The following is a 24,959-nucleotide window of genomic DNA, read 5'->3' as shown; positions in this document are numbered from 1 at the left end:
GGAAGAAGAGATAAACGAGGTAAAAATGGAAAGTATCCGGGTATATTCTTGGAAGCCGGCTGATTCAAGTAACTTTGGTGACGAAATCGGTCCCATGATTGTTGGGGCGTTATGTCGGCATTTAAATATCAACGTAGAAATTAAGCCAACTATTTCTCAATCACATAAAAAGCTCTTGGCAGTAGGTTCTGTTTTACATGAAGCTAGAGGCTCCGATGTTATATGGGGCGTAGGTATTAATTCGAAAAATCGATTAGCGATACCTAAAAATTCCGGAATCAGATTCAGTGCTGTAAGAGGACCCCTCACCAGATCCATCGTAGTGGACAATGGTTTCAATTGTCCGCCTGTTTATGGTGATCCCGGATTGTTGTTTCCGATGCTTTTTGACAAGGAGATCAGAGAACGTCGAAGCGAGCTTGAATCTGCTGCATCAGAATTAGGCACATCTATGCCTGAAATCATTGTTATTCCAAATATAAATGACGATAGGTTCTTACCATACTTTTCATGTGCTGAAGTACCTGAAAATATGATGTTCATAAGACCAAGTTTAGACCCAATTACAGTCGCAGCTTATATATCTGCTTGTAAGACTGTTATAAGCAGTTCTCTTCACGGACTAGTATTTGCTGATGTTTATGGAAGACAGGTATTCCGCATGATCAGTCAGTATGAACCCGAATTTAAGTATTCGGACTACTATGAAGGTACTGGAAGGAAAGCGCCAATTGCATATCCTGATGTATTGAGCGCCCTAAACGGTGTCGAAACTCCGAAGTTGGAATGGGACCCTCTTCCTTTGCTTAATGCATTCCCTCTTAATTTTCCTGATATTGCAAGTTCACTTATCGAAAAAAGATTCGTGACAGAGCTTGATCGTGTTTACCAAGTTGCGGACATTTTAGATGAAGTGACGCCTTTTGGAGATGGTTGGTCAGATCAGGAAGGAGGCTCAGTTTGGTCTGTAGATACTTGGGCTAACTTTGATATCGTGGTTAAGGAACAGGTTACTTCTGCTCATTACTTAAAGGTTAGGATTGGGACTCTTGAAAAAGGTAGAGGTGCTTTTGAAGTTTTGCGGGTTGTTCACGCAAACAAACTGATATCTTCCTTTAGAGTCGATCGGAATGGCCCTAGTATAATCGTAGAAATACCTCTTTCTGAGACCGAGGCTGGTGGGGAGATTAACCTGTCATTCAAATTAGAGAATGCGACCGCCCCCAAAGATATTGGCTTAGGCCCTGACGAACGCAAATTAGGTGTATGGGTGTCAGAGTTTCAAATCAGCCGCTAAAATAATGAATGGATTAAGAATATGGGTGTAGAAAATACAGTTCTTATTAGTGGATGTCCGCGAAGCGGAACGTCTTGGGTCCATTTTTTGGTTGCAAGTCATCCTGACACATCTACTGTGAGAGAAACTCATCTATATGATAAATATATAGGCCCTATTAAATCGTGGTTTGATAGGGAGGTGCAGTTTAAGGGTGCTGATGGTTTGAGTGCTATATTTACAGAAAAAGAATTTAAAAAGGAAGTTCTGGTTCCTTTTGTAAAAAGTACTTTTGCTAGAATAGCAACGCAAGTATCTGATAATTCAGTGGTTGTTGAAAAGACTCCAAGCAATATTCTTCACCATTCGCTCATTCATGAATTACAACCTAAAGCAAAAATGCTTGTTGTTGTGAGGGATCCTAGAGCTGTTTTTTCTTCATTTAAGCATGGAAGTACCCAAGAATGGGGGGGCTGGATGAAGAAAAATATTTCTGACTTTTGTATATCCTGGAATAAATATCAAACTGCTTATCTTGCTGCTAAGAGTTACTGGCCTGAAGATCAATTGAAAATAGTCAGATATGAAGATTTGAAAACTTCAGGAGAGCAAACGCTTCAAGAAATTTATGAGTGGGTTGGACTTGAAACGTTAGAAGGAATTACCGTAAAAGCTTTAGCAGATAATCAAATCGAGAAGCTGAGGAAGGTAAAAGAAGGGACTCTTCAATACGAAGAAAGAAGTAACTTCTATCGCTCTGGTAAAATTTATAGTTGGGTAAAAGAATTGACCTTTGTTGAGATAAAGGAAATTGAAGAAAAATGCTCAGATATGATGATGCTTTTTGGATACAAGCCGCACTCAATCAAAAGAAAATGATGGGATTACTATTAGGATGTTAGGTCAAGGTCTAAGGGAGGTGTTTGTAAGGTGAAGTTGCTTGTTGTAGGTGGGTTTGGGTTCATCGGGAAACACTTAATTGAACGTGCTTTATCCTCTGAAGTTGAATTTACTGTCGTTGCGAGAAAAGATCCGGATTCGGGCTGGGCTGGTTATCCGTATGTTTTAGAGAATACAATTGATAACGAGTGTTTAGAAAGCCTTTCGAAAACCCATGATGCAGTAGTTTATATGGCATCATCTTCAATTCCAGCAACAGGTTCATTCATTAAAGAGCTGACTGAGAATGTAGAACCAGCTGTTCAGATTGTTGAAAGATTAACTTACTATAATCCCGCAATAAAAGTTATTTATCTTTCAAGTGGTGGACAGGTGTACGGCAATGACTATAGTCGACCTATGTGCGAGAGAGATACTTGTTTTCCGGTTAGTCCATATGGTTTTGGCAAGTTGATGACTGAGCAAGGCTTGGCTTTTTTGCAAAGGACAAGGGGTATAAAACTGGCTATATTGAGGGTCGCTAATCCTGTAGGGAAATGGCAGTATGGATTAAGACAAGGCCTTGTGAATGTGGTCTATCAATCTTTAAAGTCTGGTGAGCCAATAAAAATTTTTGGTTCAGGTGAAGAAGTTCGTGATTATCTGGATGCAGATGAATTAGCCGAGTTAGTATTGAAAATAACAAATTCACAGTTTGACTTTAAGGTCTGGAATGTTGGTTCTGGCGTTGCTACAAGTACTCTTTCCTTAGTTGAAAAAATTGAAAAATATCTAGGAATCTCTGGAGAGAAACTATTTTTTCCAAGAAGAAAATTTGACCCCAAGTCCGCAGTTTTAGATTGTCGGAAACTTCAACTTGATATGAACTGGAAAGCATCGTTAACCATTGATCAAATTTTGGAAAAAACACTTAGTCATAAAATGAAACAGTAGGCCGTCAAATTCGAGTGACGGTAAAAAATAGTGTTGAGTTCTAAAGTTAAATGTCTAGAAGTAGATTTCAGATACGTTGTTCACAAGTAACCGGCTTATAGGTGGTTGTTTGTTTAAACTACCATGAAGTCTGACAAGGTTATACCACTTCAGATAACAGGATAGTATCGCATTTCGATGAGCGGAATTGTTATACAGTTTGCCGTAAGACCACTCCCGAATCAGCGTCTGTATTACCAGTCTACCCTGACGACAGGGCGTTCTTTTTCCGTAAAGACGCGATACATACAGGCATAAATAGAGAGCGATTCCTTTTGTAAGTGAGGGTTTGAAAGCAACCTATCTGAGCGTTTGATCCGATGTTTTTCATAGGCGTGAGAATGAATGCCACGTCCAATACTGGTGACAGTGCAGAGACTATCTTGCACAGGCTCAAGACATATGTAGCTAACGCATTTCGTCGGGTTTTATGCATATGGGGGCAGACAAATGGGATGATTTTGTTCAATATAGCGGTCGAGTTCATAGCTCTGGCGGTAATTTGTTTTTGGCGAAATAATTGATCACCAAGGGCTATGAATGTTCCCTTCTTGAACTAATTATTTTTTATTTATTGAAAATTGGTAGGGATATCACAGGGTCAAAGCCCTTTTTGATTCTTTTTGATCACTACGATAAAGGGCTTCGCCCCCTTTTTTCGTGCCAGGCGGATGTCTTTTACGTCGCTTCGCTCTGTATAGGCCACCTATGCGCTAAGCTAAGCATTAGAACACTATGGATACCTGGGAGTCATGATGAAAGTTCGTCGAATTGTCACTAATATAGATAGCAATGAACTGGAAAAGGCCGAAACGTTTTATGGGGCGTTTCTCGGTCTGGATATCCTGATGGATCATGGCTGGATCAAAACCTTTGGCTCCAATGAAAAAATGACTTTGCAAGTTAGCGTAGCGTCGGAAGGCGGTTCAGGTACGGCAGTACCCGACCTGTCTATCGAGGTCGACGATCTATCTGCAGCATTCCAGAAAGCTAAGGAGCTTGGTATCCCCCTCGAATATGGACCGATAGAAGAACCTTGGGGCGTTCGTCGCTTTTATGTTCGAGACCCGTTTGGCAAGCTTATAAATATCCTTCAGCACCAGTAGCCATGCTAGTGACTTTGTGTGCTAATAAGCTGCTCAAATTCGTTCCGGTCACAAAAAAATGTGGCCTCCACCGGACTGATTAAAGGTTTTGACCCCTTTAATCAGACCCTTTTAATCCGGCTGATGTCTGGCTTTATGTATCTGGGAGAGAGGTATGACAATTACTGGAGAATGTTTTTGTGGTGAAGTTAAATATCGGGTAGAAGGATCATTGAGTGATGCCCGGTCATGCCATTGTTCTCGTTGTCGTAAAGTATTTAGTTCTCAGGCTTCGGCCTATGCGCTGGTTGATCCAAAAGAGTTCGAGTGGCTGTCAGGGGAAGACCTTCTGATATCCTATGTTGATGAGCAAGGCTTTGGTTTTCAGTTCTGTAGTAAATGTGGGTCAACCCTTTGTGGTCTATTTAATGGCACGGTCCATGGTGTCACTTTAGGTTGTATTAACGGTGATCCGAAAGTCGTGATTGCCAGACATATTTTTGTTGGTTCAAAGGCAAGTTGGGAAATCATCCCTGAAGGCGTGCTTCAATATCAGGAAGGTGTGCCTGACAATGAGTAACCATGCGCTGCACCAGACAAGCCGGTGAACGCTGTGTTATGCGAACTGTTCAATACAGGAGGGCTGATTTGCGAAAAGAGCTTAGAGAAAAGATTATCGAAGTATGTGATCTTAAAATAGAGAAGAAGGGCCCGGAGGTTGGGTTATCGTTCTATGCATTTTTTAAAAACAAAAATGACAACCCCGAGATTCTTATGGAAGCAGCCCGGTGGTGGATAGAAACTCATCAGCTGGATCACTTCGAAAAAGCGGTCAAGATCAGGGGTATGGTTGAATCCGGTGTTTAGTTGTACCTCCACATCACAAGCGGCAGCAGACGGATAAAATTTTTTCCTTCCGTCGCTCCAATTTGCCAGCAGCGTCGGGTGTTATGTTGTTTAATGAGAGATACGAAGGTTCACAGCGAGCATTACTGGGGCGAGGATTAATGAACACTGAGCTGTTTTTGGCATTTATTGCCGCCACTGCCGTTATATGTACAATTCCGGGTCCTAATATCACACTCATCGTAGCCACTGCTGCCACAAAAGGTGTCCGTGCGGGTTTAATGGTGGTTCTGGGGACTACGGTTGCTCAGGTTATTCAAATTGCGATGGTAATTGAAGGCTTGGCATGGCTTGTATCGGCATATGGTTTTGCATTCGATCTGCTTAGAATCGTCGGGGCGGGTTATCTGGTTTATCTTGGTATTAAAGCGTGGCTGACTGCACACCATCCAGAAGGCGAAGCCACCCATAGGAGATCTTTAACGCGTGGCTTTTGGGTTGGTTTGGCAAATCCGAAAAGCCTTGCGCTCCTGGCTGTGTTCATTCCTCAGTTTATTGATCCGACGCTGCCGGCCAATTTCCAATTTATGGTTCTGGCATTTACATATCTGGCAATAGCGGTCGCATTTGATACGCTTTATGCCGTGTCTGCGGGTTATGGGGGAAGAGCAATTTATTCTAATAGGGTGAAATTTTACACAAGTCGTCTTTCGGGCCTTATTCTGGCTGGTGGTGGTTTGTGGTTAGCAAGCCTTCAGAAAAACGGATGACCAACCGCGAACATAACCATCAGCTTCACACGGATATTTTGCTCTGCGCATCACAAAATAGCAGAGAGCTAAAGTGTTACCTGTCATCAGGTCTGGCCGACCAAGGAGTAGCAGTATTGCGTAATGAATGGGACGAATATGCTGAGGGGTGGGATGTTGACCCCTCAGTAAAAGAATATGCCTCTAAGGCTTTTGCAGAGCTTTCAAATGTTATCAATACAGATGGTCTGTCTGTCTTTGATTTTGGTTGCGGTACTGGCGCACTTACCCAGCTTTTGAGTCCGGGGGTAAAAGATATCGTTGCCCTTGATGGCTCATCAGAAATGATAAAGGTCCTGGCTAAGAAGAACCTGAGCAATGTTTCCACTATTTCAGGATTTCTGACTCAGGATTTGATTGATAGTCATCCAGACCTGGCCAAAAAATTTGATTTAATCGTGGCGTCATCTGTTTGTGGGTTTTTACCCGACTATGAAGGCGCTCTCAGGTTGTTAACGTCGCTCTTGAAGCCGGGCGGTGTGTTCATACAGTGGGACTGGTTGTCGAACGATGATTCCTCGGAGATAGGGTTGTCTGAAAATAGAGTGTTACGAGCTCTCAAAGCTAATGAACTCGTTGATATTCAGGTGACAAATCCGTTTGCAATGAATAGCTCAAAAGGCACTATGGAAGTATTAATGGCCGTTGGTAAAAATGCCTGACTGACATGAGCCGTTTCTATTTCATCGATATAAAACAGGATGTTAAATGAGTCACGAAGAGATTCACAGATCGCACCGTGTAGGCTGGTTGCGTGCTGCGGTGCTGGGGGCAAACGATGGCATCGTTTCGACTGCCAGTCTGATTATCGGAGTAGCCGCAGCGAGTACCGCCCAGGAGGGCGTGTTGTTGGCGGGGGTGGCGGGTTTAGTTGCTGGCGCGATGTCGATGGCGGCGGGTGAGTATGTCTCAGTCAGTTCACAGGCGGATACGGAAAATGCCGATCTCGCAATTGAGCAGAGGTCTTTAGAAGACGATTTTGAGTCTGAGAAAGTTGAGCTGGCCCGGATATATGAGGGGCGGGGTGTTGAGCCCGTACTGGCACACCAGGTTGCGGAGCAGCTGATGGCATATGATGCCCTGGGAGCACATGCCAGGGATGAGATTGGTATCTCTGATAACGGCACTGCGCGGCCAATACAGGCGGCTTTGTCATCAGCAGGCACCTTTACAATCGGTGCCGCTCTGCCATTGGTGGTGGCCTGGGCGGTGCCCCGCAGTTTACTGATGATTCTGGTCGCGCTGTTTTCGCTGGCTTTTCTGGCCCTGCTGGGTGCAATTGCGGCCCGTGCAGGTGGGGCATCCATCACCACTGGTGCTATCCGGGTTACCTTCTGGGGGGCGCTGGCGATGGCACTGACCGCGGGTGTCGGACAGGTTTTCGGTGTGGTTGCCTGAGGGGGGCTTAAGTCTCTCAGGCAGGTGATAAAAAAGTGTACGCGGAACTTATTCTCATGTGGTTTCGTCTGGCCTGCCGCTTTTACAATGGCTACTGGTATTTATACACTGCTACAGATCACTTGCTGCAGCGGCAAAACTCCCCTGTATAGGGCGTTTGCTCTGAATGTCATACATAGATCGGGATACAGGGATGAAACTACAATTGTTGTTTGTAACCGCCGTACAGAGTAAAGACCGATGCTGAGTGCTTTTATAATCGTTTTTGGCCTGCTTCTGGCCGGGTATCTGCTGTTCTCGAAACGTCTTGCGGCATCATCGAACTGGAAAGCGACGGTAATCCCTCTGGCTTCGATTATGGGGAGTGGTTTCCTGGTGAGTGCTCCTCTGCTGGCGGGCGTGGTTGCCAATCTGGCGGTGGTTTGCATGGCTGTTTTGCTGGTGTTTGCCTACGCGATTGGCGGTGCCATCCGGTTTAATATCCGGTACTTTGAGCCGATTGAAAAGGATCACGGCATCGCCCAGGATTTTGCCTTTTTGGCGCGAATTGTACTCGCCGCAGCCTATTTCATCTCTGTGACTTACTATATTCAGTTATTGGCCGCCTTTGCATTGAATGCCTTCCATATGCAGGATGAGTTTATGGCCAACATAGTGGCCACGCTACTGTTGCTGTTTATTGGTGGGGTGGGGATCTGGCGCGGTCTGGCTGAGCTGGAAAAAGTGGAGTCGTTTGCGATCAGTCTGAATTTGGGCATGATCTGTTCGCTGGTGCTGGGGCTGGGGTTTTACAACATACAGCTGCTATCGTCGGGCGCCTGGCAACTGCCTGATATCCCCTCTGATATAAATACTCATGACCTGCGTGTGCTTCTGGGGCTGTTGATTGTGGTTCAGGGGTTTGAAACATCCCGTTATCTGGGGGATAAACATTCAGTGAGTCAGCGTATTAATACCATGCGTGTCGCACAGATTGTATCGGCAGTTATCTACCTCCTGTTTATTGGGTTTGCCACGGTTCTGTTTCATAACAATATTGGTGCTGATGTTACGGCAATCATCGGTATGACGGCACCGGTGGCGGTGGCTCTGCCATTGCTGATCTCTGTTGCCGCTATCGGCAGTCAGTTCAGCGCAGCTGTCGCGGATACATCCGGGGCCGGTGGTCTGCTGGAAGATATTACCAACCGACGGCTTGCTGTCCGCTATGCCTATCTCCTGATTCTGGTGGTGACTGTACTGATCTGTTGGGAAACCAATGTGAACGCCATCATCGGTTATGCGTCACGGGCTTTTGCCCTGTTCTATGCTCTTCAGTGTATTGTTGCTTTTCTGGTCGCCAGGCAGCAGAGAGAGCTACCGCACCGTCCTCTTTTATTGTGCTTTTTTGCTGTTCTGGCGGTTCTTTGCATGTTGGTCTGCGCGCTGGGTGTGCCATCTGCGTGAGCCAGGTTGCGTCATGCAACTGTTAAAAAAGTACAATCGATAGATCTAATCGTCTATGTTTTAAAGCGCTTGTTAGCAGCACTATAGATGCAGATCAATGCAATGCATTGAAGTTCTATGCTGATAAGACAAGAGATGATTATGAAAACTATAAAAACTCAGGTAGCTATTATTGGTGCGGGTCCTTCCGGTTTGTTGCTGGGTCAGTTGTTGGCGAAGCAGGGGATCAGCAATATTATTCTTGAGCGGGTGACCGGTGATTATGTGTTAGGCCGTATCCGTGCCGGTATTCTGGAGCAGGGGTTTGCCGATCTGGTGCGTGAAGCGGGTGTGGCTGAGCGTATGGATGCCGATGGCGATGTTCATGATGGCTTTGAGATCTCAGCCAATGGTGAGCGTTATCATATCGACCTTAAAGGCCTGACCGGCGGTAAAACCGTGGTCTGTTATGGTCAGGTTGAGATTACTCAGGATCTGATGGATGCCCGGGAAGCGGCGGGGCTGACAACCTATTATGAAGCAGCAGATGTACAGCCGTTAAATGTGAAATCAGATACTCCCTCTGTCACCTTTACTCATGATGGCGAGCAGTATGAACTTTGTTGTGATTACATCGCTGGCTGTGATGGTTTTCACGGTGTTTCCCGTCAGACGATTCCGGCAGATAAACGTACCGAGTTTGAACGGGTCTATCCATTTGGCTGGTTGGGGCTGCTGAGTGATACCCCGCCATGTAACAGTGAGCTGATCTACTGTAAGCATGAACGGGGTTTTGCCCTGGCGAGTATGCGTTCTGAAACCCGCTCCCGTTACTATTTGCAGGTGCCTCTGACCGATAAGGTTGAAGACTGGTCCGATGAGGCGTTCTGGGAAGAGTTGAAAAAACGTTTGCCTGACGATGTGGCTGCGGGATTGGTAACCGGGCCGAGTATCGAAAAGAGTATCGCGCCGCTGCGCTCGTTTGTCTGCGAGCCGATGCAGTATGGTCGTCTGTTTCTGGTGGGGGATGCCGCACATATCGTACCTCCGACGGGTGCTAAAGGGCTTAACCTGGCGGCGTCCGATGTGGCGACTCTCTATAAGATTATGACCCGGGTGTATAAAGATAATGACCCTGAATGTATCAGTCAGTACTCCGATATCGCCCTGCGACGGGTGTGGAACGGTGAACGGTTCTCCTGGTGGATGAGTAATATGTTGCACAATTTCGGTCAGATGGAGACCGGTGATATGGACGCAGCCACCTTCAAGCGGTTTATGGAATCTGAGCTGGATTACTACCTCAACTCAGAAAATGGTCGTCGGGTGATTGCTGAGCAGTATGTGGGGTTGCCCTATGAAGAGCTGGCGCCATAAGCACGCTTAGTTCAGCGCCCAGACCTAAAAAAACACTAGCTTTTGCTAGTGTTTTTGTTTATGTGAGAAGCTTTTCCGGTTTAACCGGCATCTTCTTAATCCGCCAGATACTTTCCGCGGTGAACAGAAGCAGGCCACTCCAGATCAGTGCAAAGGTGATCAGGCGGTTGGCATCGAGTGGCTCATCGTAGACCACCACGGCGAGCATAAAGGTAAGGCTGGGGGTTATGTACATCAGCAGCCCGTTGATGGTAAGCGTCAGACGTTTAGCCCCCGCCGCAAAGCAGATGAGCGGCAGGCTGGTGACAATACCGGCAGCGATCAGCAGACCGGACATCTGCAGACCGTCTGAGAGAAAGGAGATCTCGTTGTGTTGTGCCAGCCAGGCCAGATAAAGCAGGGCGAAAGGGCTGAGTAACAGGGTTTCAATCATCAGGCCAGAGAACGGGTCTACCTCAATCTGCTTGCGCAGCAGACCATAGGTGCCAAAACTGCAAGCCAGCACCAGTGCAACCCAGGGCAGGTTGCCAAGCAGGATAAGTTGATAGACAACCCCGGCAATCGCCAATGAAACCGCCAGCCACTGAACCCTTCTGAGTCGCTCACCGAGGATGATCATGCCTAATAACAGACTGACAAGTGGATTGATAAAATAGCCCATGGAGGTGTCGAGAATATGTCCTTGCCCTACAGACCAGATAAAAACCACCCAGTTTACCGAGATCAGAATCGCCGAAAAGGCGAGCTTCAACAGCAGTTTTTTCTGACGTATATGCTTGCTCAATTCCTGCCAGCGTCCAGTAGCAACGATAAACAGCGCGATGAAAATCACTGACCATATAATCCGGTGGGAGAGCACTTCAAAGGGGCCAACTGACGCCACGCTTTTAAAGTAGATAGGAAACATCCCCCACATGCCGTATGCGCACAGCGCAAAAAAGATGCCCCGGCTGGGAGATTGCAGATCAGTTTGCATTCATAGGTCCTTCTTTACGGGTGTTGCTGTTGGATGAGTTGAGTAACCAGCGTTGCTGGAAAGCGTCTGAGGTGTGGTTGAGCCAGCGGGTCATAATGGCAACAAATATCAGGCTGAACGCAAGCCGTGCCCAGAGTACTCCTGACAGATCTGCTCCCAGGGTCATCACCAGCAGAGTGTCTTCGATAACACTATGGCACAGACTCAACAGGCAGAGTGCAGAAAAACAGTCTTTCCCGCTGATATGACCGTTTTGTGCTTCCCGGATTAACAGTCCGCCGCCAAAAGACAGCCCCAGGGTGACACCAATAATGGTCAGCGAGGTCGCCTGAGGGCCGATGCCCAGTATCCTGAGCAGGGGTTGCAACAGCCAGATCATCAGCCGTTCTATGTGGATCCAGCGAAGAAAGCGCAGCAGGCTCATCAGCACGGTGATGATCAGGATGATCATGACAAAACTTTTCAGTTGGTTGATCCCCCAGCTTAACAGGCTGCTATCAGTGGCCGGCGTCTGCCAGATCAGCTCCACCGGTTGCTGCAACCAGCCGCCCCACTGATAACTCCAGTGCAGTAGCGCGCCGAGCAGCAGTGCTGAGATAATGCGTATCAGCAGCGCGACCATAATACGAACCCCCGCTTTCTGAGTGATGCGCAATTCAAGCGGCAGGCTGTGAGCAATCAGCATCATTGAGCTGAGCACGGTAACCTGGGCCACCGTCAGACTTTCCTGTGGTGCCAGTTGAAAGAAGATCAGCATGCCACCGTAGATGTTGGTTAACAGGGTGGTGGTCCATACCAGCCCCATTGACTCCGGTAAACCAACCAGCCGCATCACCGGCTCCAGTGCCACACTGATATAGGGAATCGCGCCTAACGCTTCGAGGGCTTTGACGATAATCAGCACCGGAATCATCAGCTTGAACAGCAGCAGGCACACTTCAAATATCTCCCGGGCAAGGCTGGGGAGGGTGTGGTTGAGAAACTGGCTCGCTAATGTGTGCGGCATGGCTTGCTATTTCCTGAGTAGGGTAGCCAGAGTAGGGGCGCTGGCTGGTGCTCTGTTGCAGTGTTGACAAGAGTTGCTAGTGTAATTAAGAATTCTGTTTTAATGTTTCGTAAATCACTCATTAACGAAATTAAATTTCATTTTAGTGGGCTTGATCCTTACTAAAATTAATTTATTGGGCATCTTTATGTCATTTGATCTGGATCGTATTGATCGTAATATTCTCAACATCCTGCAAAAGGACAGCCGTATCAGCAACCAGGATCTGGCAGAACGGATTGGCCTTTCCCCTCCGGCCTGTCTTCGCCGGGTACGCCGGTTGCGGGAGAGTGGGGTAATCGTGGCGGAGGTGGCGCTGATCAATCCACGTATGGTGGGGCGTTATATCAACATTATTGTGGAAGTGGAGATGGTGCGGGATCAGCTGGATATCTATGATGCTTTCAAACGGAAAATGGACGCTGCTCCAGAGGTGACGCAATGTTATCAGGTGACGGGCGAGGTGGACTTTTTACTGATGTTGCTGGTGGAGGATATGGAAAGCTATGAAGCCTTTACCCGCAAATACCTGGCGACCGATGCTAATCTGGCTAAATTTCGTACCCTTATCTCCCTGCGGCGGGATAAGTTCAGCACGGCGGTCCCTCTCTGATACAGGGGGGGCGCTTGCTGTTGTTGAGGACGATTTTGCTGTGCGGCTAATGATGAAATAAATGCTACAAAAGCGTGTCAAAGGGGTTGACCGAAACGGGTCATATCAATAAGATACGCACCGTCTTCCGGAAACGGAGTCACGTAGCGTCCCATTCGTCTAGTGGCCTAGGACACCGCCCTTTCACGGCGGTAACAGGGGTTCGAACCCCCTATGGGACGCCATCTTTTGCGACGCGGAATTAGCTCAGTTGGTAGAGCGGAACCTTGCCAAGGTTCAGGTCGTCGGTTCGAGCCCGATATTCCGCTCCATCTCTTCTTCGATATCTCCTCCATTTTACTTTTCACTGCTAGTTACTGAATTCCTTGCGCGTTGTCTGTTGCTTCTTGTTCATCGTTTTTTCGTAATTTTCTGTGTGCTACAGATCTGTGATTTCTGTGATTTTTTTTGCTTTTTTTCTCTTGACGAGGGGAGGGTTAGTCATTAATATACGCGCCTCCTCTGACGAGGAATGTTACAAATGTGACTGTGTCCCATTCGTCTAGTGGCCTAGGACACCGCCCTTTCACGGCGGTAACAGGGGTTCGAACCCCCTATGGGACGCCACCTTTTGTAAAGCGGAATTAGCTCAGTTGGTAGAGCGGAACCTTGCCAAGGTTCAGGTCGTCGGTTCGAGCCCGATATTCCGCTCCAACTCTACAGCCTGTCTGTATTGCGTCCCATTCGTCTAGTGGCCTAGGACACCGCCCTTTCACGGCGGTAACAGGGGTTCGAACCCCCTATGGGACGCCACTTTATCTCTTTCATCGTTTTATCGCTTTATTACCTGCAACCCTTTTCAATCCTCATTCTGAGTGGCTTTTTATACTCTGGCGTATTCTGTGCCGGATGCATCGTATATACTTACTCTTCAATGCTTATAAAAGCTTAATGATTTCATGGGTTAATCATCTTAATGATTTCGCTGATAAGGATGTCGTTGCTCTATATTGTGCTGGGGTTGTCTGCAGGGCAGGCTCTGGCTGATTCAGTGATTGTGTCACTGGATGTAAAGGCGCAAGCGATAAACAAAAACTTTCTTCTCGCTGCATTCGCAATGCGGATAACCCGTTGGCCAGATGGACGGCCGATAAGGGTGTTTGTATTGCCCGACCGCCACCCTCTGCATCAGCGGTTTGTAAAACAGCGACTGCAAGTCTTTCCTTACCAACTTCGCAATAATTGGGACCGTCAGGTATTTACCGGAACAGGAGCGTTTCCGGTAACTGTTGATAACATGGAGGAGATGTATCGTATGGTAAGCCAAACCGAGGGATCGATTGGTTATATCGCTGATTCTGTTAAGTTGAGTCCTGAAAAAGTGAGGGTTGTCGATGAATTTTAAACATCTCACAACCCTGTTGTTTATGGGGATTAGTACTTACTCTGCAGGGATATATGCGAGTGATTCGGAGAACCACAACCTGTCGGTTAACGGTTTTCTGACCCAGGGGTTTTTCTATACAGATCAAAACAACCTGTACGGTGAAAGCAGTGACAATGGCAGTTTTGATTTTCATGAAATCGCTGTCAATTCGGCCTATCGCTTTACCCCCAAGTTGCGGGGTGCGTTGCAGATAATGTCCCGTCAGGCAGGTAATGTCGATAATGGTGAGCTAAAACTGGATTATGCCCTGCTGGATTATCGCTTTAATGATTCAGTGGAAAAAGCGGTGGGTGTGCGGGCCGGCCGGCTGAAAATTCCGTTTGGCTTTTACAATGAAACCCGCGATGTTGCCTTTACCCGTCCCAGCATTATGTTGCCACAGTCACTCTATTTTGATCAGGCGCGGGATCTGGAACTTTCTATTGATGGGGTGATTTTATATAGCTCTCTGGAAGTGCCGGGTGGCTGGCTGGATCTGGATCTGCTGTACGGTAGTCCGCAAACGGATACTAACGTGGAATATGCCTACTTTGCGTTTGATGCCCCGGGTAAACTTAACGACTCCGATGGTGTCATGGGGCGGGCTATCTACAGTGTTGATGGTGGCCGAATCCGGGTGGGGCTGACCGGCTCGGAATACCGGCTGGGCTATAAGCCGGGCAATGACCCAACCTTGTGGAACGAGCTTAATGAGGGCGACCTGAAACTCAATGTTCTGGCGCTGTCAGGGCAGTACAATGCAGAAAACTGGAGTCTTACCGGCGAGTATATGCTGCACGAACTCGACTGGCGTGAGCTGGGCGGTGTTTTCACCCTCAACCCGGTGACCACCATTGAATCTTATTATCTGCAGCTACAGTACCGCTTTAATTACAGCTGGGATCTGTTACTACGCTATGATGATCTTAAGCTGGATAAAGATGACCCCCTGGGGAAACAGAATAGTGCTCTCTTAAATAATGCCCGGCCAGCGCATAATTTTTATGCCAAGGATCTGACGCTGGGGGTTGGCTGGCGGCCTGCTCCGAAGTGGCTCTTCAGGGCTGAACTACACAATGTAGAGGGCACTGGCTGGTTAGCAGAGCAGGATAACCCGGACGCGTCGGTCTTGCGGAAATACTGGAACGCATTTTCATTGCAGGCAACCTACCGTTTTTAAACAATGAAGTCGTGAGATAACGCATTATGGATGGCACTCACAGAAAGTTTTTAAGTCTCAGGTGGAAGATCTTCATCTTACTGGTGGTTGTGCTGGTTGGGGTGCAGGGGATGTATGCCTTTTTTTCGCTGTCACAGCTGAATGAGCAGTTCAGACAGCAGCGGGAACAGATCAATGAGTCTGAGGTGGCCCGGCTGGATGGTTCTGTTGAGGCGTCTTACCAGCGGTTGCTTGAAGCGGCAGAGCTGCTGCCCCTGATCGATACCAGTCAGGAGGATCATTACATTTCGCCGCTGGCGCGTCTGAGCCAGACAATCAACCTTAAGTTCGATGCGTTTCAGCTGACAGGGTCTGTGAATGCTGCCTACCTCTATGATAGTAAGGCCCGTATGGTTGGCTTCTGGGGGGAAAAGGTCCATATCAGTGAAGCGGATATTCAGCGGGTGTTTGATACCGAGCGCCCGCTACGAAAACTGATCTGCAACTCAATCTGCCTGCGCTATGTAGCGATCCCTATCCAGCTTGATGGCAAGAAGCAGGGCGTGTTAATGGTGGGGCGCTTTCTTTACGATGTTATCTATGAAATAAAACAGCAGACCGCTCTCGATATTGGTCTGGTTCTGCAGGCGCCGGAAGGGGCCGGGGAGCTGGGAAACTGGGGGCTGTTGATCAACTCCCTGACAAATCGGTCGCAAAATCAGGAGCTGTTAGAAGAGGTCAGTCTGCATCATCGCTTCAAACCCGAAGGGGGAAGCTATGTCCTCGAGAATAATGGTCATTATTACGAGGTGCTGTTTTCACCGCTCAAAGGGGTTTCTGAGGGCGGTGCATACTGGGTGATTCTCGATGATATCTCCGGTCATCTGTTAAGTATCCGCCAAAGTCTGATGAACTATCTGCTGTTGGGTGTTGGTGGCATCCTGACAGCACTGATTTTACTCTCGTTGCTGCTGCAAAAACCGATCAGTTTTTTTACCCTGCTGGCAGAGGAGCTTTCTCAGCTCAGCAGTGGCGAGTTTAGTCAGTTTCGTCATACTCTGGCGCAGTTTCGCAACCGGGATAAAACCCTGGGTGAGGATGAGCGGGACCTGCTGGTAAAGAGTGCCGTACTCCTGAGTGAACAACTTGAAAGATTACAGGATGAGGTTGATGAACGCACCGACAGCCTGGAAAAGAGCCGCCAGGCCTTAACCAAAGAGCGGGACTTTCTCTTTGGTCTGCTGGAAACCGCCCCTCTGGTCATTATTACTCAGAACATTAAGGGGCAGTTGCGCAGCGTCAACCACTTTGGTCAGCAGTTGATGGATCTGGATGGCAAATCTTTACGCAAGGCTAACTTTATAGACTCCCTTCAGCGGGAAGAGGAACGGCAGGAGTTTCTTTCTAATACCCAGCGGTTGGTGGAGGGGCTCGAATCTGAGGTGCGCACCGACAGTGTGCTGCTGGATGGGGTGGGTAATCGTCATGACCTTTCCTGGCTTCATGTTCGGTTAAGAAACTCTCAGGGAGATGAACCGCTGATCCTGAGTATCGGTATGGATATCAGTGATCGTAAGCGGGCTGAGCGCCGGCTACAGTGGCTGGCCAACCATGACCCTCTCACCGAACGGCCCAACCGCCTGTTTTTTATGAGTTGCATGAATGATGCGATTGAGAAATGCCGGGGTCAGGATAGCCATGTGGCGGTGCTGTTTATCGATCTTGACCGTTTTAAAGAGGTAAATGACTCTCTGGGTCACAGTGTGGGTGACAAGTTACTCAAGGTGGCAACCCGGCGGATCAGTGACTGTATTCGTGATAGCGATCTGCTGGCCAGGCAGGGGGGCGATGAATTCAGTGTACTGCTGACCAGTGTCCGGGATCTTGAAGGTGCCGAAGTGGTTGCCAGTAAAATTCTTCAGGCGTTTCAGCAACCCTTCTGGATTGGTGAGTATGAGATCGTGGTGACGGTGAGTATTGGCATCAGCCTGTTCCCTGACCATGGTGCCGATGGCGCAACGCTGATTAAACATGCTGACGTAGCGATGTTTCAGGCTAAAGACTCCGGCAAAAACTGCTATTACATCTACGATGTGGAAAAAGACCATCAGCGGTTTGAACGGTTCTCTCTCGGGGCTGATCTGCGCAAAGCGATTCAGAATGATGAACTGCTGCTCTATTACCAGCCTCAGGTTGATGCGATATCTAATCGGGTGGTTGGGGTCGAGGCGCTGGTGCGCTGGCAGCATCCCACCGCGGGTTTGCTGCCCCCCGATCGATTTATTCCACTGGCGGAAGAGTTAGACCTGATTATTCCGCTGGGAGAGTGGGTGTTGCGTGAGGCCTGCCAGCAGATGCAGGCATGGATACGGATCGGTTTACCGAAGATGACCATGGCGGTCAATCTGGCAGGTCAGCAGATCGCCCATGAGCGGCTGATCAAAAGTGTAGAAGAGGCGCTGGCCGACTCAGGCCTGAGTGCGGACTGTCTGGAACTGGAGGTCACCGAGAACTTTGTTATCCAGCAACCGGAAGTGACCGTGGGTAAATTAACCTACCTGCGGGAACGGGGGATTACCCTGGCGATGGATGATTTCGGCACCGGCTATTCATCGCTCAGTTATCTGAAAAAACTGCCCATTGACCGGCTTAAAATTGACCGCAGCTTTGTTAAAGATATTGGTGTTGACCGTGGTGATGAATCGATTATCAAAGCCACCCTGGCGATGTGTCACTCGCTTGGACTGGAAGTCGTGGCTGAAGGGGTGGAGACCACCGAACAACTGAACTTTCTCAGGGAGAATGGTTGCCAGATTATTCAGGGGTATTACTTCAGCAAACCCCTGCCGCCTGAAGCGTTTATGGACTATATCTGCAGTCAGAAAGCTCAGGCATAAGAGTGAAAAACACACCGGTTGGCGGCGATTTAAGCAACAGAGCCTGATTCTGGCGTTAACCAACCTGCCGCTGTGTTCAGTTCTGACCGAAAACGCTGGCGCGGGTGTTGATATAATCAAACTCTTCGCCGCGCTCTTCCGCAGCAAAGCGCAGCTCATCCAGACGCTGAAACTTCTCGATCTCATCATCGGGCATATTGTGCAGGCAGCTGCCACCAAAAAACCACAGCAGATCTCTGGCAATCAGGTGCGCCAGCTGAGGATACATGCGGAACGCCCGCTCAATAAACATCTCGCCATCCTCATAGGCCTGTTCTGAGCCATTTTCGAAATCATGGATCAGCTGCTGAAAATCAAGGATGAACTGCTCCTCCTCCGCGGTGATATCGTCCAGAGTAAAGGGTTCCTGGCGGATGAAGTTGTTATAGGCGATTTTCAGGAAATTAAGGTGATGAAACTGATAGGGCGTCATAGAAGTCCGAAGCGGTTGCAGGGTTCAGGAAGGGGGTATTTTAACGCAGAATTTAAGCGGCGGTAACCGTTGAAAAAATGCTCTTTTGCCCCAATCTATCTTTTCTGATCTCAACTGCATTCTTATTTTCAGAACTTCCCACAGGATCCAACAGGAAACTGCATGACAACTGCGCTCTCCATAAAAGACCTGCGCAAGGTCTACAATAACGGCTTCGAAGCCCTCAAAGGAATCTCCTTTGAGGTACAGGAAGGTGACTTTTTTGCCCTGCTGGGCCCTAACGGTGCCGGTAAATCAACCACCCTGGGGATCGTCTCATCCCTGGTGAATAAAAGTTCCGGTCAGGTTGAAGTGTTTGGTTACAATCTTGATACCGATGCCAGCAAGGCGAAGTGTGAGCTGGGGGTTGTGCCCCAGGAGTTCAACTTCAATATGTTTGAGAAGGTCGAAGATATTCTTATTACCCAGGCAGGGTATTATGGTATTCCGGCCTCAGAAGCGAAGAAACGCAGTGAGTTTTATCTGCGTAAACTGGGCTTATGGGATAAGAGGGACGGTCCTTCGCGCAGCCTGTCCGGAGGGATGAAACGTCGCCTGATGATCGCCCGGGCGCTGATGCATGAGCCCCGCTTGCTGATACTGGATGAGCCGACTGCCGGTGTGGATATCGAACTGCGCCGCTCTATGTGGGAGTTTCTGCGGGAGATCAATGCCAAGGGCACCACGATTATTCTCACCACCCACTATCTGGAAGAGGCGGAAAGCCTGTGCCGGCATATCGGCATTATCGATCAGGGCACGATTATCACCAACACCAGCATGCGTGAACTGTTGCAGCAACTGAACACCGAAACCTTTATTCTCGATATCAGTCCGGCGCAAACTGAGTGCCCACCGCTGGATGGCTATCAGGCTACGCTACAGGGCGACCATACACTGTTGGTGGATGTGGAAAAATCTCAGGGGCTGAATCAGGTATTTGCCCAGTTATCAGCACAGGGGGTTGAGGTGACCAGTATGCGCAACAAGAGTAACCGTCTGGAGGAGCTGTTTGTTTCGCTGGTGGATAAAACCCTTGGGGATAATAAAAAGGGGGGCTCTGACGATGAGTAACCGCGAACTGTTTATCGCCTTCTGGACCATTCTGGTGAAAGAGATCCGCCGCTTTACCCGGATCTGGGCACAGACGCTGTTGCCGCCGGCGATCACCATGACACTCTACTTCATCATATTTGGCAATCTGATCGGTTCCCGGATCGGGCAGATGGGGGGCTTCAATTATATGGAGTTTATCGTTCCCGGCCTGATTATGATGTCGGTGATCACCAACTCCTATGGTAATGTGGTCTCTTCCTTCTATAGCACTAAGTTTCAGCGCCATATTGAAGAGCTGCTGGTGTCACCCCCCCCTAACTGGATCATTCTGGCAGGTTATATCATCGGTGGTTCGGTGCGGGGATTGCTGGTGGGGCTGATTGTCACCCTGCTATCGCTGTTTTTTACCGATCTCTATATCCATAATTTCTGGGTGATTGTGTCGGTGGTGTTCCTTACCGCGATTCTGTTTTCGCTGGGGGGCTTTATCAATGCGGTGTTTGCCAACAGCTTTGATCATATATCGATTATACCGACCTTTGTGCTGACGCCGCTGACCTATCTGGGCGGGGTATTCTACTCGATAACCCTGTTGCCGGAGTTCTGGCAGCATGTCTCTCAGATCAACCCGATACTCTATATGGTGAATACTTTCCGCTACGGTATTCTGGGGGTCAGTGATATTAATATCGGTGTCGCTTATGCCATGATCATCGGTGTAATTGTGGTACTGTTCAGTTATTCAATGTATCTCCTGAATACAGGAAAAGGGATCAGGCAGTAAGCGAGGCGGTTGTTATGAAAGATCATCAAAAAGGTTTGGAACATGCACCGCTGGGGGCTGATACTCAGTATATTAATCAGTACGATGCCAGCCTGCTTTATCCGATTGCCCGCCACCTTAACTGGCAGTCTCAGGGTGTAGAACGCAGTGAACTGCCGTTTCAGGGCTGCGATATCTGGAATGCCTACGAGGTCTCCTGGTTAAACAACCGGGGCAAGCCGGTTGCCAGGCTGGCAGAGTTTCGCATTCCCGCTGACAGTGACAACATCATCGAGTCCAAATCTTTCAAACTCTATCTCAACTCATTTAACCTGACCCGTTTTGATTCTGAGGCGCAGGTGCTCGCCCGTATGACGGAGGACCTGTCGACCGCCGCAGGAGGCCGGGTGGAGGTCTTGCTCAAGCCGCTGGATAACAGCGAACCGATTAGCGCGTTTGAGGGCGATTGTCTGGATGAGCTGGATATTGAAGTCAGCGACTATAGCCCCACGCCTGAACGTCTTAAAGCAACCGGCGAACTGGTGTCAGAATCGCTCTACAGTCATCTGCTGAAATCCAACTGTCCGGTGACCGGTCAGCCGGACTGGGCCAGCATTGTGATCGGGTATCGTGGGCCAGCGATTGACCGCGAAGGGCTGTTGCAATACCTGATCTCCTACCGCGAGCATGGTGATTTTCATGAACAGTGTGTGGAATCGATCTTCATGGATATCTGGAACCGCTGTAAACCGGAAGCACTGACCGTCTATGCCCGTTATCTGCGGCGTGGCGGACTCGATATTAACCCATGGCGCAGCAGCCAGGCGGGCCAGCCTGACAACTTGCGATTAAGCCGCCAGTAACCACAACAGCTAACAGGATCTTCTATGGACGCTATCGATAATCTGCTTAACCGGGTGTCAATTCCCCGGCTTGAAGGGCCTGCGCCCAGCGCTGATCAGCTTGATATTCTGTTTCGTGCGGCACTGCGGGCACCGGACCATGGCGCCCTGCGGCCATGGCGCTTTCTGACGATACAGGGTGATGCGCTGTACAAGCTGGGGCAGCTCTATGTTCAGGCCGCGCTTCAGGACGAGCCAGGCCTGGCCGCAGAAAAACGCACTAAACTGGAAAATATGCCGCTACGGGCACCACTGTTGATTGTGGCGATTGCGGCGTTGCAGGAGCATTTCAAGGTGCCTGGTTCAGAGCAACTGATTGCGGCGGGCTGCGCCGTACAGAATATGCTACTTGCGGCTCATGCCCAGGGGCTTGGCGCGATGTGGCGCACTGGTGATATGGCCTATAATGCAACGGTAAAAAAAGGTCTCGGGTTAAGCGAACATGAACAGATCATCGGATTTATCTACCTTGGCGCGCCCGCAAAAGGAAAACCTGTACCGCAACTGGAAGTCAGCAATTTTGTGACAGAGTGGAACTGAAAAGAGAGACGACCATGAGTGAGCATCAGCAAACCGCCGAACAGTTTCTTGAGTGGCTGAAAGGCCAGATACCGCTGATCACTCATATGGGCCTGGCCGAACCCACTTACGATGGTGTTTCACTCACCCTGTCTGCCGCCCTGGCGCCCAACGTCAATGATAAAGGCACCGGTTTTGGTGGTTCACTGGCGACCCTCGCCACCCTCTGCGGCTGGGCGATGGTGACTCTCTATCTGCGACAGCAGGGGCGTGACTGCGATGTGATGATCCGTGACAGCCAGCTTAAGTATCTGTCGCCGGTGACCGGAGATTTTCGCGCGATAACCCGCTTACCCGAACAGGCCGAACTGGATACCTTTATAAGCTTTATGGACAGTAAAGGTCGTGGCCGCCTCAATCTCGATGTTGAGATCCGTCAGGGGGATAAAGTGGCCATGACATTAAGCGGAGCCTATGTGGCGGTGGAAAGATAAAAATCGTAGTCCGAACGTCACAAAAAGCGTGACTTGTCCGAAGTCCGAAAAGCCAGATTATCTTATGGGTGGTATGTCTTAGGTGTTATTAGCTTTGCTTGCCCGTTTTTTCGGACGTCGGACAAGCAAAGCGTTCGGACCTCGGACTACTGCCTTATTTCAAAACAACACTCTGAATCACAATCGGTTCAAGCGGTACATCTTTATAAGGCCCCTGACGGCCGGTCTGTACATGGCCGATCTGGGTGATGACATCCATCCCACTGACCACTTTACCAAACACGGCGTAGCCCGGGCGCGGTCCATTGGCATTCAAAAAGTCGTTGTTTTTCAGGTTGATAAAGAACTGCGAGGTGGCGCTGTTTGGATCATTAGTACGGGCCATCGCGATGGTGCCGCGCATATTAGGCAGGCCGTTAACCGATTCATTCGCTACCGGGGGTAAAGTATCTTTGCGCTCCATATCAACGCTGAAACCACCGCCCTGGATCATAAAATTATCGATTACCCGGTGGAAAATGGTATTGGTGAAAAAGCCGTTGTCGACATAGCGCAGAAAATTGGCCACCGTCAGCGGGGCCTGTTCCGGCATCAGTTCCAGTTCGATCACCCCGGCGCTGGTGGTCATCACTACAACAGGCTTAACCTCTTCGGCAAACGCCGGGCTGATAAAGGTGACACTCAGCAAAAGCGATAGCAGATATTTCTTGAGCATGATTATTCCTTAAAAGTTGAATACTTGTTTTAGCAGGTCGGTGGTACGCGCCGCAGGATTATCACGGATCTTTTTCTCTTCCGCTGCCAGCATCGTAAACAGGCCGTTCAGGGCTTCCTCAGTGACGTAATCTTCAAGATTATAATTCTGCGCCAGATCACCGACCATAGGGACTTTAGTCGCTTCCTGGGTCAGCTCTCCATAGTACTTTGTCACACCGACCTGATCCATCGAGGTTTTCACCGAAGGACGAAACAGCTCGCTCAGATGGGTTGAGGTTTTCTCACGAAAATACTCGGTCGCCGCGTTATCGGGGCCATTGAGAATAGTACGGGCATCATCAATGCTCATATCTTTGATCGCGGTCACCAGAATCTCGGTCGCCTCTGGCGCGGCCTGTTCCGCTGCCCGGTTCATGCTCAGTTCAAACTGATCGACCTGAGAACCCAGACCAAACTTTCTCAGCAAGCCGCTGGCCTGTTGCAACTGGTCCGGCAACGGAATCTTAATCTGCGCGTTGCTAAAATAGCCATTTTCCTGGCTCACGGTTTCAATGGCCTGCCGACTGCCCACTTCCAGCGCCTCTTTGAGACCGGCTATCACTGTGTTGTAGTCGAGGTTGCTGTTGGCTGCGCTGCCGGTTGTGGATGGAGTCGTGGTTTTCTGTTCAATCAGCTGCTTGCCGCTCTCTTCAACCTTTTTCAACAGATCGCCGAAACCGGCAAACGCTGTCGCTGCGATGGTGCAAGAGAGCAGGGCGATACCTGCTTTACCGATGGTGGCCTTGCGCATAATGTGTTCTCCCTGCGGGCATGGTATGGATCGCTTCAGTCTAAGCATTAATGCTTAAAATTACCTTAACAATCGTTGAGGAGAGAATATACCGTCTTGTTACACCTGAACACAGATCAAACTTTACCTTTCTTTACCTGCGGACGACTTAATATTCTGATCAGGACGATTAAAATAGATAATCAAATCATTTATGGAGTTCAGCATGGATAGTCGTTCTCAATTCACTAAAACAACGGTTGCTCTGCACTGGATAATTGCTATTGCAATGATAGGCAGCCTGGCGTTCGGTATGTTTATAGAAGAGCTGCCGCGAGGTCCGGAAAAAATTGAGCTGATCGGTCTGCACAAGTCGATTGGTGTGCTGGTGTTAGTGGTGGCGCTTTATCGTCTTATCTGGCGCATCCGTAATCGTATGCCCGAGCATCTATCGCCCGTGGCTGAATGGCAGGAAAAGGTAACCACGCTTGTACATTTTATCCTCCTGGCAGGCACCTTGCTGATGCCGATCTCCGGTATGCTGATGTCGATCGGTGGTGGGCATTCAATCGCTGTTTTCGGGTTAGAGCTGATTGCCGGTGGCGACAAGAATGAGTTGCTGGGGGAAACGGGAAAAATCATGCATGGCCTGGGAGGCAACGTAATGATCGCCGCGATCGCGCTGCATGTTGCGGCTTCTGTGAAACACCATCTGCTGACTAAAGATGGCACCTTGCAACGGATGTTGGGCCGCCGGGTGGCCTGATATCTCAACCGGGTTTGAAGGGGATCAAAAGCCGCGTAATGCGGCTTTTTTATTGCTTGTTGATAAGAAAAAGCCCCTTTAGCCTTTACGCTTGTCTCTGTGTCCTCCGAGCCCTCTGTGGTGAGACCGCTGTTGTAGGAGCTGCAACTTGCAGCGATAAAGCTTTGCAGTTGCGCAGACCCTCGCCGCTGGAAGCGGCTCCTACACTATAAAGATGGCCCGCCACTGAGGTCACAGAATTAGACGCTGCTTAGTGGCAATTAGAGAGTGGCAATGTTT

General features: G+C 48.9%; 27 protein-coding genes and 5 tRNA genes. 26 read left to right on the top strand and 6 right to left on the bottom strand.

Going from position 1 to position 24,959, the window contains the following annotated elements; genetic code table 11:
- Positions 1–25 precede the first annotated feature (25 nt).
- The 3 genes from BMY09_RS09890 to BMY09_RS09880 are packed head-to-tail and all read left to right on the top strand — an operon-like array spanning position 26 to position 3,109.
- Positions 26–1,297 (top strand): polysaccharide pyruvyl transferase family protein, encoded by a 1,272-nt coding sequence (locus BMY09_RS09890; protein ID WP_091357352.1) that lies wholly within the window; start codon positions 26–28, stop codon positions 1,295–1,297.
- 21 nt (positions 1,298–1,318) lie between these two features.
- Positions 1,319–2,155 (top strand): sulfotransferase family protein, encoded by an 837-nt coding sequence (locus tag BMY09_RS09885; RefSeq protein ID WP_091357350.1) that lies wholly within the window; start codon positions 1,319–1,321, stop codon positions 2,153–2,155.
- A 51-nt stretch (positions 2,156–2,206) separates the two neighbouring features.
- Positions 2,207–3,109, top strand: a complete 903-nt coding sequence (locus BMY09_RS09880) for an NAD-dependent epimerase/dehydratase family protein (protein ID WP_091357348.1) — start codon at positions 2,207–2,209, stop codon at positions 3,107–3,109.
- 54 nt (positions 3,110–3,163) lie between these two features.
- On the opposite strand, the gene BMY09_RS22515 is transcribed toward BMY09_RS09880, so the two are convergent.
- Complete coding sequence (locus BMY09_RS22515) at positions 3,164–3,331, bottom strand: integrase core domain-containing protein (RefSeq protein WP_376787873.1); 168 nt, start codon at positions 3,329–3,331, stop codon at positions 3,164–3,166.
- A 569-nt stretch (positions 3,332–3,900) separates the two neighbouring features.
- Between BMY09_RS22515 and BMY09_RS09870 the strand changes: the two genes are divergently transcribed.
- From BMY09_RS09870 to pobA, 8 genes are all read left to right on the top strand, one after another.
- The gene (locus tag BMY09_RS09870; RefSeq protein WP_245756548.1) at positions 3,901–4,254 is read left to right on the top strand and encodes a VOC family protein; all 354 of its coding nucleotides are present in this window, start codon (positions 3,901–3,903) and stop codon (positions 4,252–4,254) included.
- 154 nt (positions 4,255–4,408) lie between these two features.
- Entirely contained in the window at positions 4,409–4,813 is a 405-nt protein-coding gene (locus BMY09_RS09865; RefSeq protein ID WP_091357344.1) for a GFA family protein, read from the top strand.
- A gap of 68 nt (positions 4,814–4,881) precedes the next feature.
- Entirely contained in the window at positions 4,882–5,100 is a 219-nt protein-coding gene (locus tag BMY09_RS09860) for a DUF6500 family protein (protein WP_091357886.1), read from the top strand.
- Positions 5,101–5,240: 140 nt separating this feature from the next.
- On the top strand, positions 5,241–5,849 hold the full coding sequence (locus BMY09_RS09855) for a LysE family translocator (protein WP_091357342.1): 609 nt from the start codon (positions 5,241–5,243) through the stop codon (positions 5,847–5,849).
- Positions 5,846–6,550, top strand: coding sequence for a class I SAM-dependent DNA methyltransferase (locus BMY09_RS09850; RefSeq protein WP_245756547.1), 705 nt, complete (start codon positions 5,846–5,848; stop codon positions 6,548–6,550). Before BMY09_RS09855 ends, BMY09_RS09850 begins: the two co-directional genes overlap by 4 nt.
- Before the next feature lie 46 nt (positions 6,551–6,596).
- Complete coding sequence (locus tag BMY09_RS09845; protein ID WP_091357340.1) at positions 6,597–7,286, top strand: VIT1/CCC1 transporter family protein; 690 nt, start codon at positions 6,597–6,599, stop codon at positions 7,284–7,286.
- A gap of 240 nt (positions 7,287–7,526) precedes the next feature.
- Complete coding sequence (locus BMY09_RS09840; protein WP_091357338.1) at positions 7,527–8,732, top strand: hypothetical protein; 1,206 nt, start codon at positions 7,527–7,529, stop codon at positions 8,730–8,732.
- A 150-nt stretch (positions 8,733–8,882) separates the two neighbouring features.
- Complete coding sequence (gene pobA, locus BMY09_RS09835) at positions 8,883–10,088, top strand: 4-hydroxybenzoate 3-monooxygenase (RefSeq protein ID WP_217647426.1); 1,206 nt, start codon at positions 8,883–8,885, stop codon at positions 10,086–10,088.
- A 58-nt stretch (positions 10,089–10,146) separates the two neighbouring features.
- On the opposite strand, the gene rarD is transcribed toward pobA, so the two are convergent.
- Together rarD and BMY09_RS09825 are read right to left on the bottom strand one after the other, a co-directional pair.
- Positions 10,147–11,064, bottom strand: coding sequence for an EamA family transporter RarD (gene rarD / locus BMY09_RS09830; RefSeq protein ID WP_091357335.1), 918 nt, complete (start codon positions 11,062–11,064; stop codon positions 10,147–10,149).
- A complete protein-coding gene (locus BMY09_RS09825) occupies positions 11,054–12,070 on the bottom strand; it encodes a hypothetical protein (protein WP_091357333.1) in 1,017 nt (338 codons plus the stop codon). The genes rarD and BMY09_RS09825 overlap by 11 nt, the downstream gene beginning before the upstream one ends.
- A 187-nt stretch (positions 12,071–12,257) precedes the next feature.
- On the opposite strand from BMY09_RS09825, the gene BMY09_RS09820 reads away from it, so the two are divergent.
- The 9 genes from BMY09_RS09820 to BMY09_RS09780 all read left to right on the top strand — a co-directional run bounded on the left by BMY09_RS09820 (position 12,258) and on the right by BMY09_RS09780 (position 18,183).
- Positions 12,258–12,722, top strand: coding sequence for an Lrp/AsnC family transcriptional regulator (locus BMY09_RS09820; protein WP_091357332.1), 465 nt, complete (start codon positions 12,258–12,260; stop codon positions 12,720–12,722).
- A gap of 148 nt (positions 12,723–12,870) precedes the next feature.
- A tRNA-Glu gene (locus BMY09_RS09815) sits at positions 12,871–12,946 on the top strand.
- A gap of 11 nt (positions 12,947–12,957) precedes the next feature.
- Positions 12,958–13,033 (top strand) — tRNA-Gly (locus BMY09_RS09810).
- A 219-nt stretch (positions 13,034–13,252) separates the two neighbouring features.
- Positions 13,253–13,328, top strand: a tRNA-Glu gene (locus BMY09_RS09805).
- Positions 13,329–13,339: 11 nt separating this feature from the next.
- Positions 13,340–13,415 (top strand) — tRNA-Gly (locus tag BMY09_RS09800).
- Between the two features lie 23 nt (positions 13,416–13,438).
- Positions 13,439–13,514 (top strand) — tRNA-Glu (locus tag BMY09_RS09795).
- 163 nt (positions 13,515–13,677) lie between these two features.
- A complete protein-coding gene (locus tag BMY09_RS09790; RefSeq protein ID WP_245756546.1) occupies positions 13,678–14,106 on the top strand; it encodes a hypothetical protein in 429 nt (142 codons plus the stop codon).
- On the top strand, positions 14,096–15,307 hold the full coding sequence (locus BMY09_RS09785) for a porin family protein (RefSeq protein WP_091357329.1): 1,212 nt from the start codon (positions 14,096–14,098) through the stop codon (positions 15,305–15,307). The genes BMY09_RS09790 and BMY09_RS09785 overlap by 11 nt, the downstream gene beginning before the upstream one ends.
- A gap of 26 nt (positions 15,308–15,333) precedes the next feature.
- The gene (locus BMY09_RS09780; protein WP_091357327.1) at positions 15,334–18,183 is read left to right on the top strand and encodes a bifunctional diguanylate cyclase/phosphodiesterase; all 2,850 of its coding nucleotides are present in this window, start codon (positions 15,334–15,336) and stop codon (positions 18,181–18,183) included.
- Positions 18,184–18,259: 76 nt separating this feature from the next.
- Here the strand turns inward: BMY09_RS09780 and BMY09_RS09775 are convergent, their stop codons facing one another.
- Positions 18,260–18,655 (bottom strand): PA2817 family protein, encoded by a 396-nt coding sequence (locus tag BMY09_RS09775; RefSeq protein ID WP_091357326.1) that lies wholly within the window; start codon positions 18,653–18,655, stop codon positions 18,260–18,262.
- A 162-nt stretch (positions 18,656–18,817) separates the two neighbouring features.
- On the opposite strand from BMY09_RS09775, the gene BMY09_RS09770 reads away from it, so the two are divergent.
- From BMY09_RS09770 to BMY09_RS09750, 5 genes are read left to right on the top strand one after another with little or no spacing between them, the layout of a single operon-like run.
- On the top strand, positions 18,818–19,768 hold the full coding sequence (locus BMY09_RS09770; protein ID WP_091357324.1) for an ABC transporter ATP-binding protein: 951 nt from the start codon (positions 18,818–18,820) through the stop codon (positions 19,766–19,768).
- Positions 19,761–20,534 (top strand): ABC transporter permease, encoded by a 774-nt coding sequence (locus tag BMY09_RS09765; RefSeq protein WP_091357323.1) that lies wholly within the window; start codon positions 19,761–19,763, stop codon positions 20,532–20,534. The genes BMY09_RS09770 and BMY09_RS09765 overlap by 8 nt, the downstream gene beginning before the upstream one ends.
- Before the next feature lie 14 nt (positions 20,535–20,548).
- Positions 20,549–21,376 carry an NADPH-dependent 7-cyano-7-deazaguanine reductase QueF gene (gene queF / locus BMY09_RS09760; RefSeq protein WP_091357321.1) on the top strand — a complete coding sequence of 276 codons (828 nt, stop codon included), beginning with the start codon at positions 20,549–20,551 and terminating at the stop codon, positions 21,374–21,376.
- A gap of 24 nt (positions 21,377–21,400) precedes the next feature.
- Entirely contained in the window at positions 21,401–21,955 is a 555-nt protein-coding gene (locus BMY09_RS09755; RefSeq protein ID WP_091357319.1) for a nitroreductase family protein, read from the top strand.
- Positions 21,956–21,969: 14 nt separating this feature from the next.
- Positions 21,970–22,428, top strand: coding sequence for a YiiD C-terminal domain-containing protein (locus BMY09_RS09750; RefSeq protein WP_091357318.1), 459 nt, complete (start codon positions 21,970–21,972; stop codon positions 22,426–22,428).
- 154 nt (positions 22,429–22,582) lie between these two features.
- Here the strand turns inward: BMY09_RS09750 and BMY09_RS09745 are convergent, their stop codons facing one another.
- Positions 22,583–23,143: a peptidylprolyl isomerase gene (locus BMY09_RS09745; RefSeq protein ID WP_175483500.1), complete on the bottom strand. Its 561-nt coding sequence runs from the start codon at positions 23,141–23,143 to the stop codon at positions 22,583–22,585.
- Positions 23,144–23,152: 9 nt separating this feature from the next.
- On the bottom strand, positions 23,153–23,935 hold the full coding sequence (locus BMY09_RS09740; RefSeq protein ID WP_091357314.1) for a DUF4197 domain-containing protein: 783 nt from the start codon (positions 23,933–23,935) through the stop codon (positions 23,153–23,155).
- Positions 23,936–24,140: 205 nt separating this feature from the next.
- Here BMY09_RS09740 and BMY09_RS09735 point away from each other — a divergent pair, with 205 nt between their 5' ends.
- Positions 24,141–24,680: a cytochrome b gene (locus BMY09_RS09735; RefSeq protein WP_091357882.1), complete on the top strand. Its 540-nt coding sequence runs from the start codon at positions 24,141–24,143 to the stop codon at positions 24,678–24,680.
- The last annotated feature ends 279 nt before the right edge of the window (positions 24,681–24,959 follow it).

The organism is Amphritea atlantica (assembly GCF_900111095.1).
In the GTDB taxonomy this organism is placed as follows: Bacteria; Pseudomonadota; Gammaproteobacteria; order Pseudomonadales; family Balneatricaceae; genus Amphritea; species Amphritea atlantica.
Note: the sequence above shows the minus strand (reverse complement) of the source record. Positions and strands in the feature narration are given on the sequence as shown.

Excerpts from the sequence above, each read along its gene's own strand:
- BMY09_RS09745 (WP_175483500.1), bottom strand. The coding sequence starts at position 23,143 with ATGCTCAAGAAATATCTGCTATCGCTTTTGCTGAGTGTCACCTTTATC.
- BMY09_RS09740 (WP_091357314.1), bottom strand. The coding sequence starts at position 23,935 with ATGCGCAAGGCCACCATCGGTAAAGCAGGTATCGCCCTGCTCTCTTGC.
- BMY09_RS09770 (WP_091357324.1), top strand. The coding sequence starts at position 18,818 with ATGACAACTGCGCTCTCCATAAAAGACCTGCGCAAGGTCTACAATAAC.
- BMY09_RS09840 (WP_091357338.1), top strand. The coding sequence starts at position 7,527 with ATGCTGAGTGCTTTTATAATCGTTTTTGGCCTGCTTCTGGCCGGGTAT.
- BMY09_RS09845 (WP_091357340.1), top strand. The coding sequence starts at position 6,597 with ATGAGTCACGAAGAGATTCACAGATCGCACCGTGTAGGCTGGTTGCGT.
- BMY09_RS09855 (WP_091357342.1), top strand. The coding sequence starts at position 5,241 with ATGAACACTGAGCTGTTTTTGGCATTTATTGCCGCCACTGCCGTTATA.
- BMY09_RS09775 (WP_091357326.1), bottom strand. The coding sequence starts at position 18,655 with ATGACGCCCTATCAGTTTCATCACCTTAATTTCCTGAAAATCGCCTAT.
- queF (WP_091357321.1), top strand. The coding sequence starts at position 20,549 with ATGAAAGATCATCAAAAAGGTTTGGAACATGCACCGCTGGGGGCTGAT.
- BMY09_RS09755 (WP_091357319.1), top strand. The coding sequence starts at position 21,401 with ATGGACGCTATCGATAATCTGCTTAACCGGGTGTCAATTCCCCGGCTT.
- BMY09_RS09885 (WP_091357350.1), top strand. The coding sequence starts at position 1,319 with ATGGGTGTAGAAAATACAGTTCTTATTAGTGGATGTCCGCGAAGCGGA.
- BMY09_RS09850 (WP_245756547.1), top strand. The coding sequence starts at position 5,846 with ATGACCAACCGCGAACATAACCATCAGCTTCACACGGATATTTTGCTC.
- BMY09_RS09750 (WP_091357318.1), top strand. The coding sequence starts at position 21,970 with ATGAGTGAGCATCAGCAAACCGCCGAACAGTTTCTTGAGTGGCTGAAA.
- BMY09_RS09765 (WP_091357323.1), top strand. The coding sequence starts at position 19,761 with ATGAGTAACCGCGAACTGTTTATCGCCTTCTGGACCATTCTGGTGAAA.
- rarD (WP_091357335.1), bottom strand. The coding sequence starts at position 11,064 with ATGCAAACTGATCTGCAATCTCCCAGCCGGGGCATCTTTTTTGCGCTG.
- BMY09_RS09735 (WP_091357882.1), top strand. The coding sequence starts at position 24,141 with ATGGATAGTCGTTCTCAATTCACTAAAACAACGGTTGCTCTGCACTGG.
- BMY09_RS09790 (WP_245756546.1), top strand. The coding sequence starts at position 13,678 with ATGATTTCGCTGATAAGGATGTCGTTGCTCTATATTGTGCTGGGGTTG.
- BMY09_RS09865 (WP_091357344.1), top strand. The coding sequence starts at position 4,409 with ATGACAATTACTGGAGAATGTTTTTGTGGTGAAGTTAAATATCGGGTA.
- BMY09_RS09780 (WP_091357327.1), top strand. The coding sequence starts at position 15,334 with ATGGATGGCACTCACAGAAAGTTTTTAAGTCTCAGGTGGAAGATCTTC.
- BMY09_RS09890 (WP_091357352.1), top strand. The coding sequence starts at position 26 with ATGGAAAGTATCCGGGTATATTCTTGGAAGCCGGCTGATTCAAGTAAC.
- BMY09_RS09825 (WP_091357333.1), bottom strand. The coding sequence starts at position 12,070 with ATGCCGCACACATTAGCGAGCCAGTTTCTCAACCACACCCTCCCCAGC.
- BMY09_RS09820 (WP_091357332.1), top strand. The coding sequence starts at position 12,258 with ATGTCATTTGATCTGGATCGTATTGATCGTAATATTCTCAACATCCTG.
- BMY09_RS09785 (WP_091357329.1), top strand. The coding sequence starts at position 14,096 with ATGAATTTTAAACATCTCACAACCCTGTTGTTTATGGGGATTAGTACT.
- BMY09_RS09870 (WP_245756548.1), top strand. The coding sequence starts at position 3,901 with ATGATGAAAGTTCGTCGAATTGTCACTAATATAGATAGCAATGAACTG.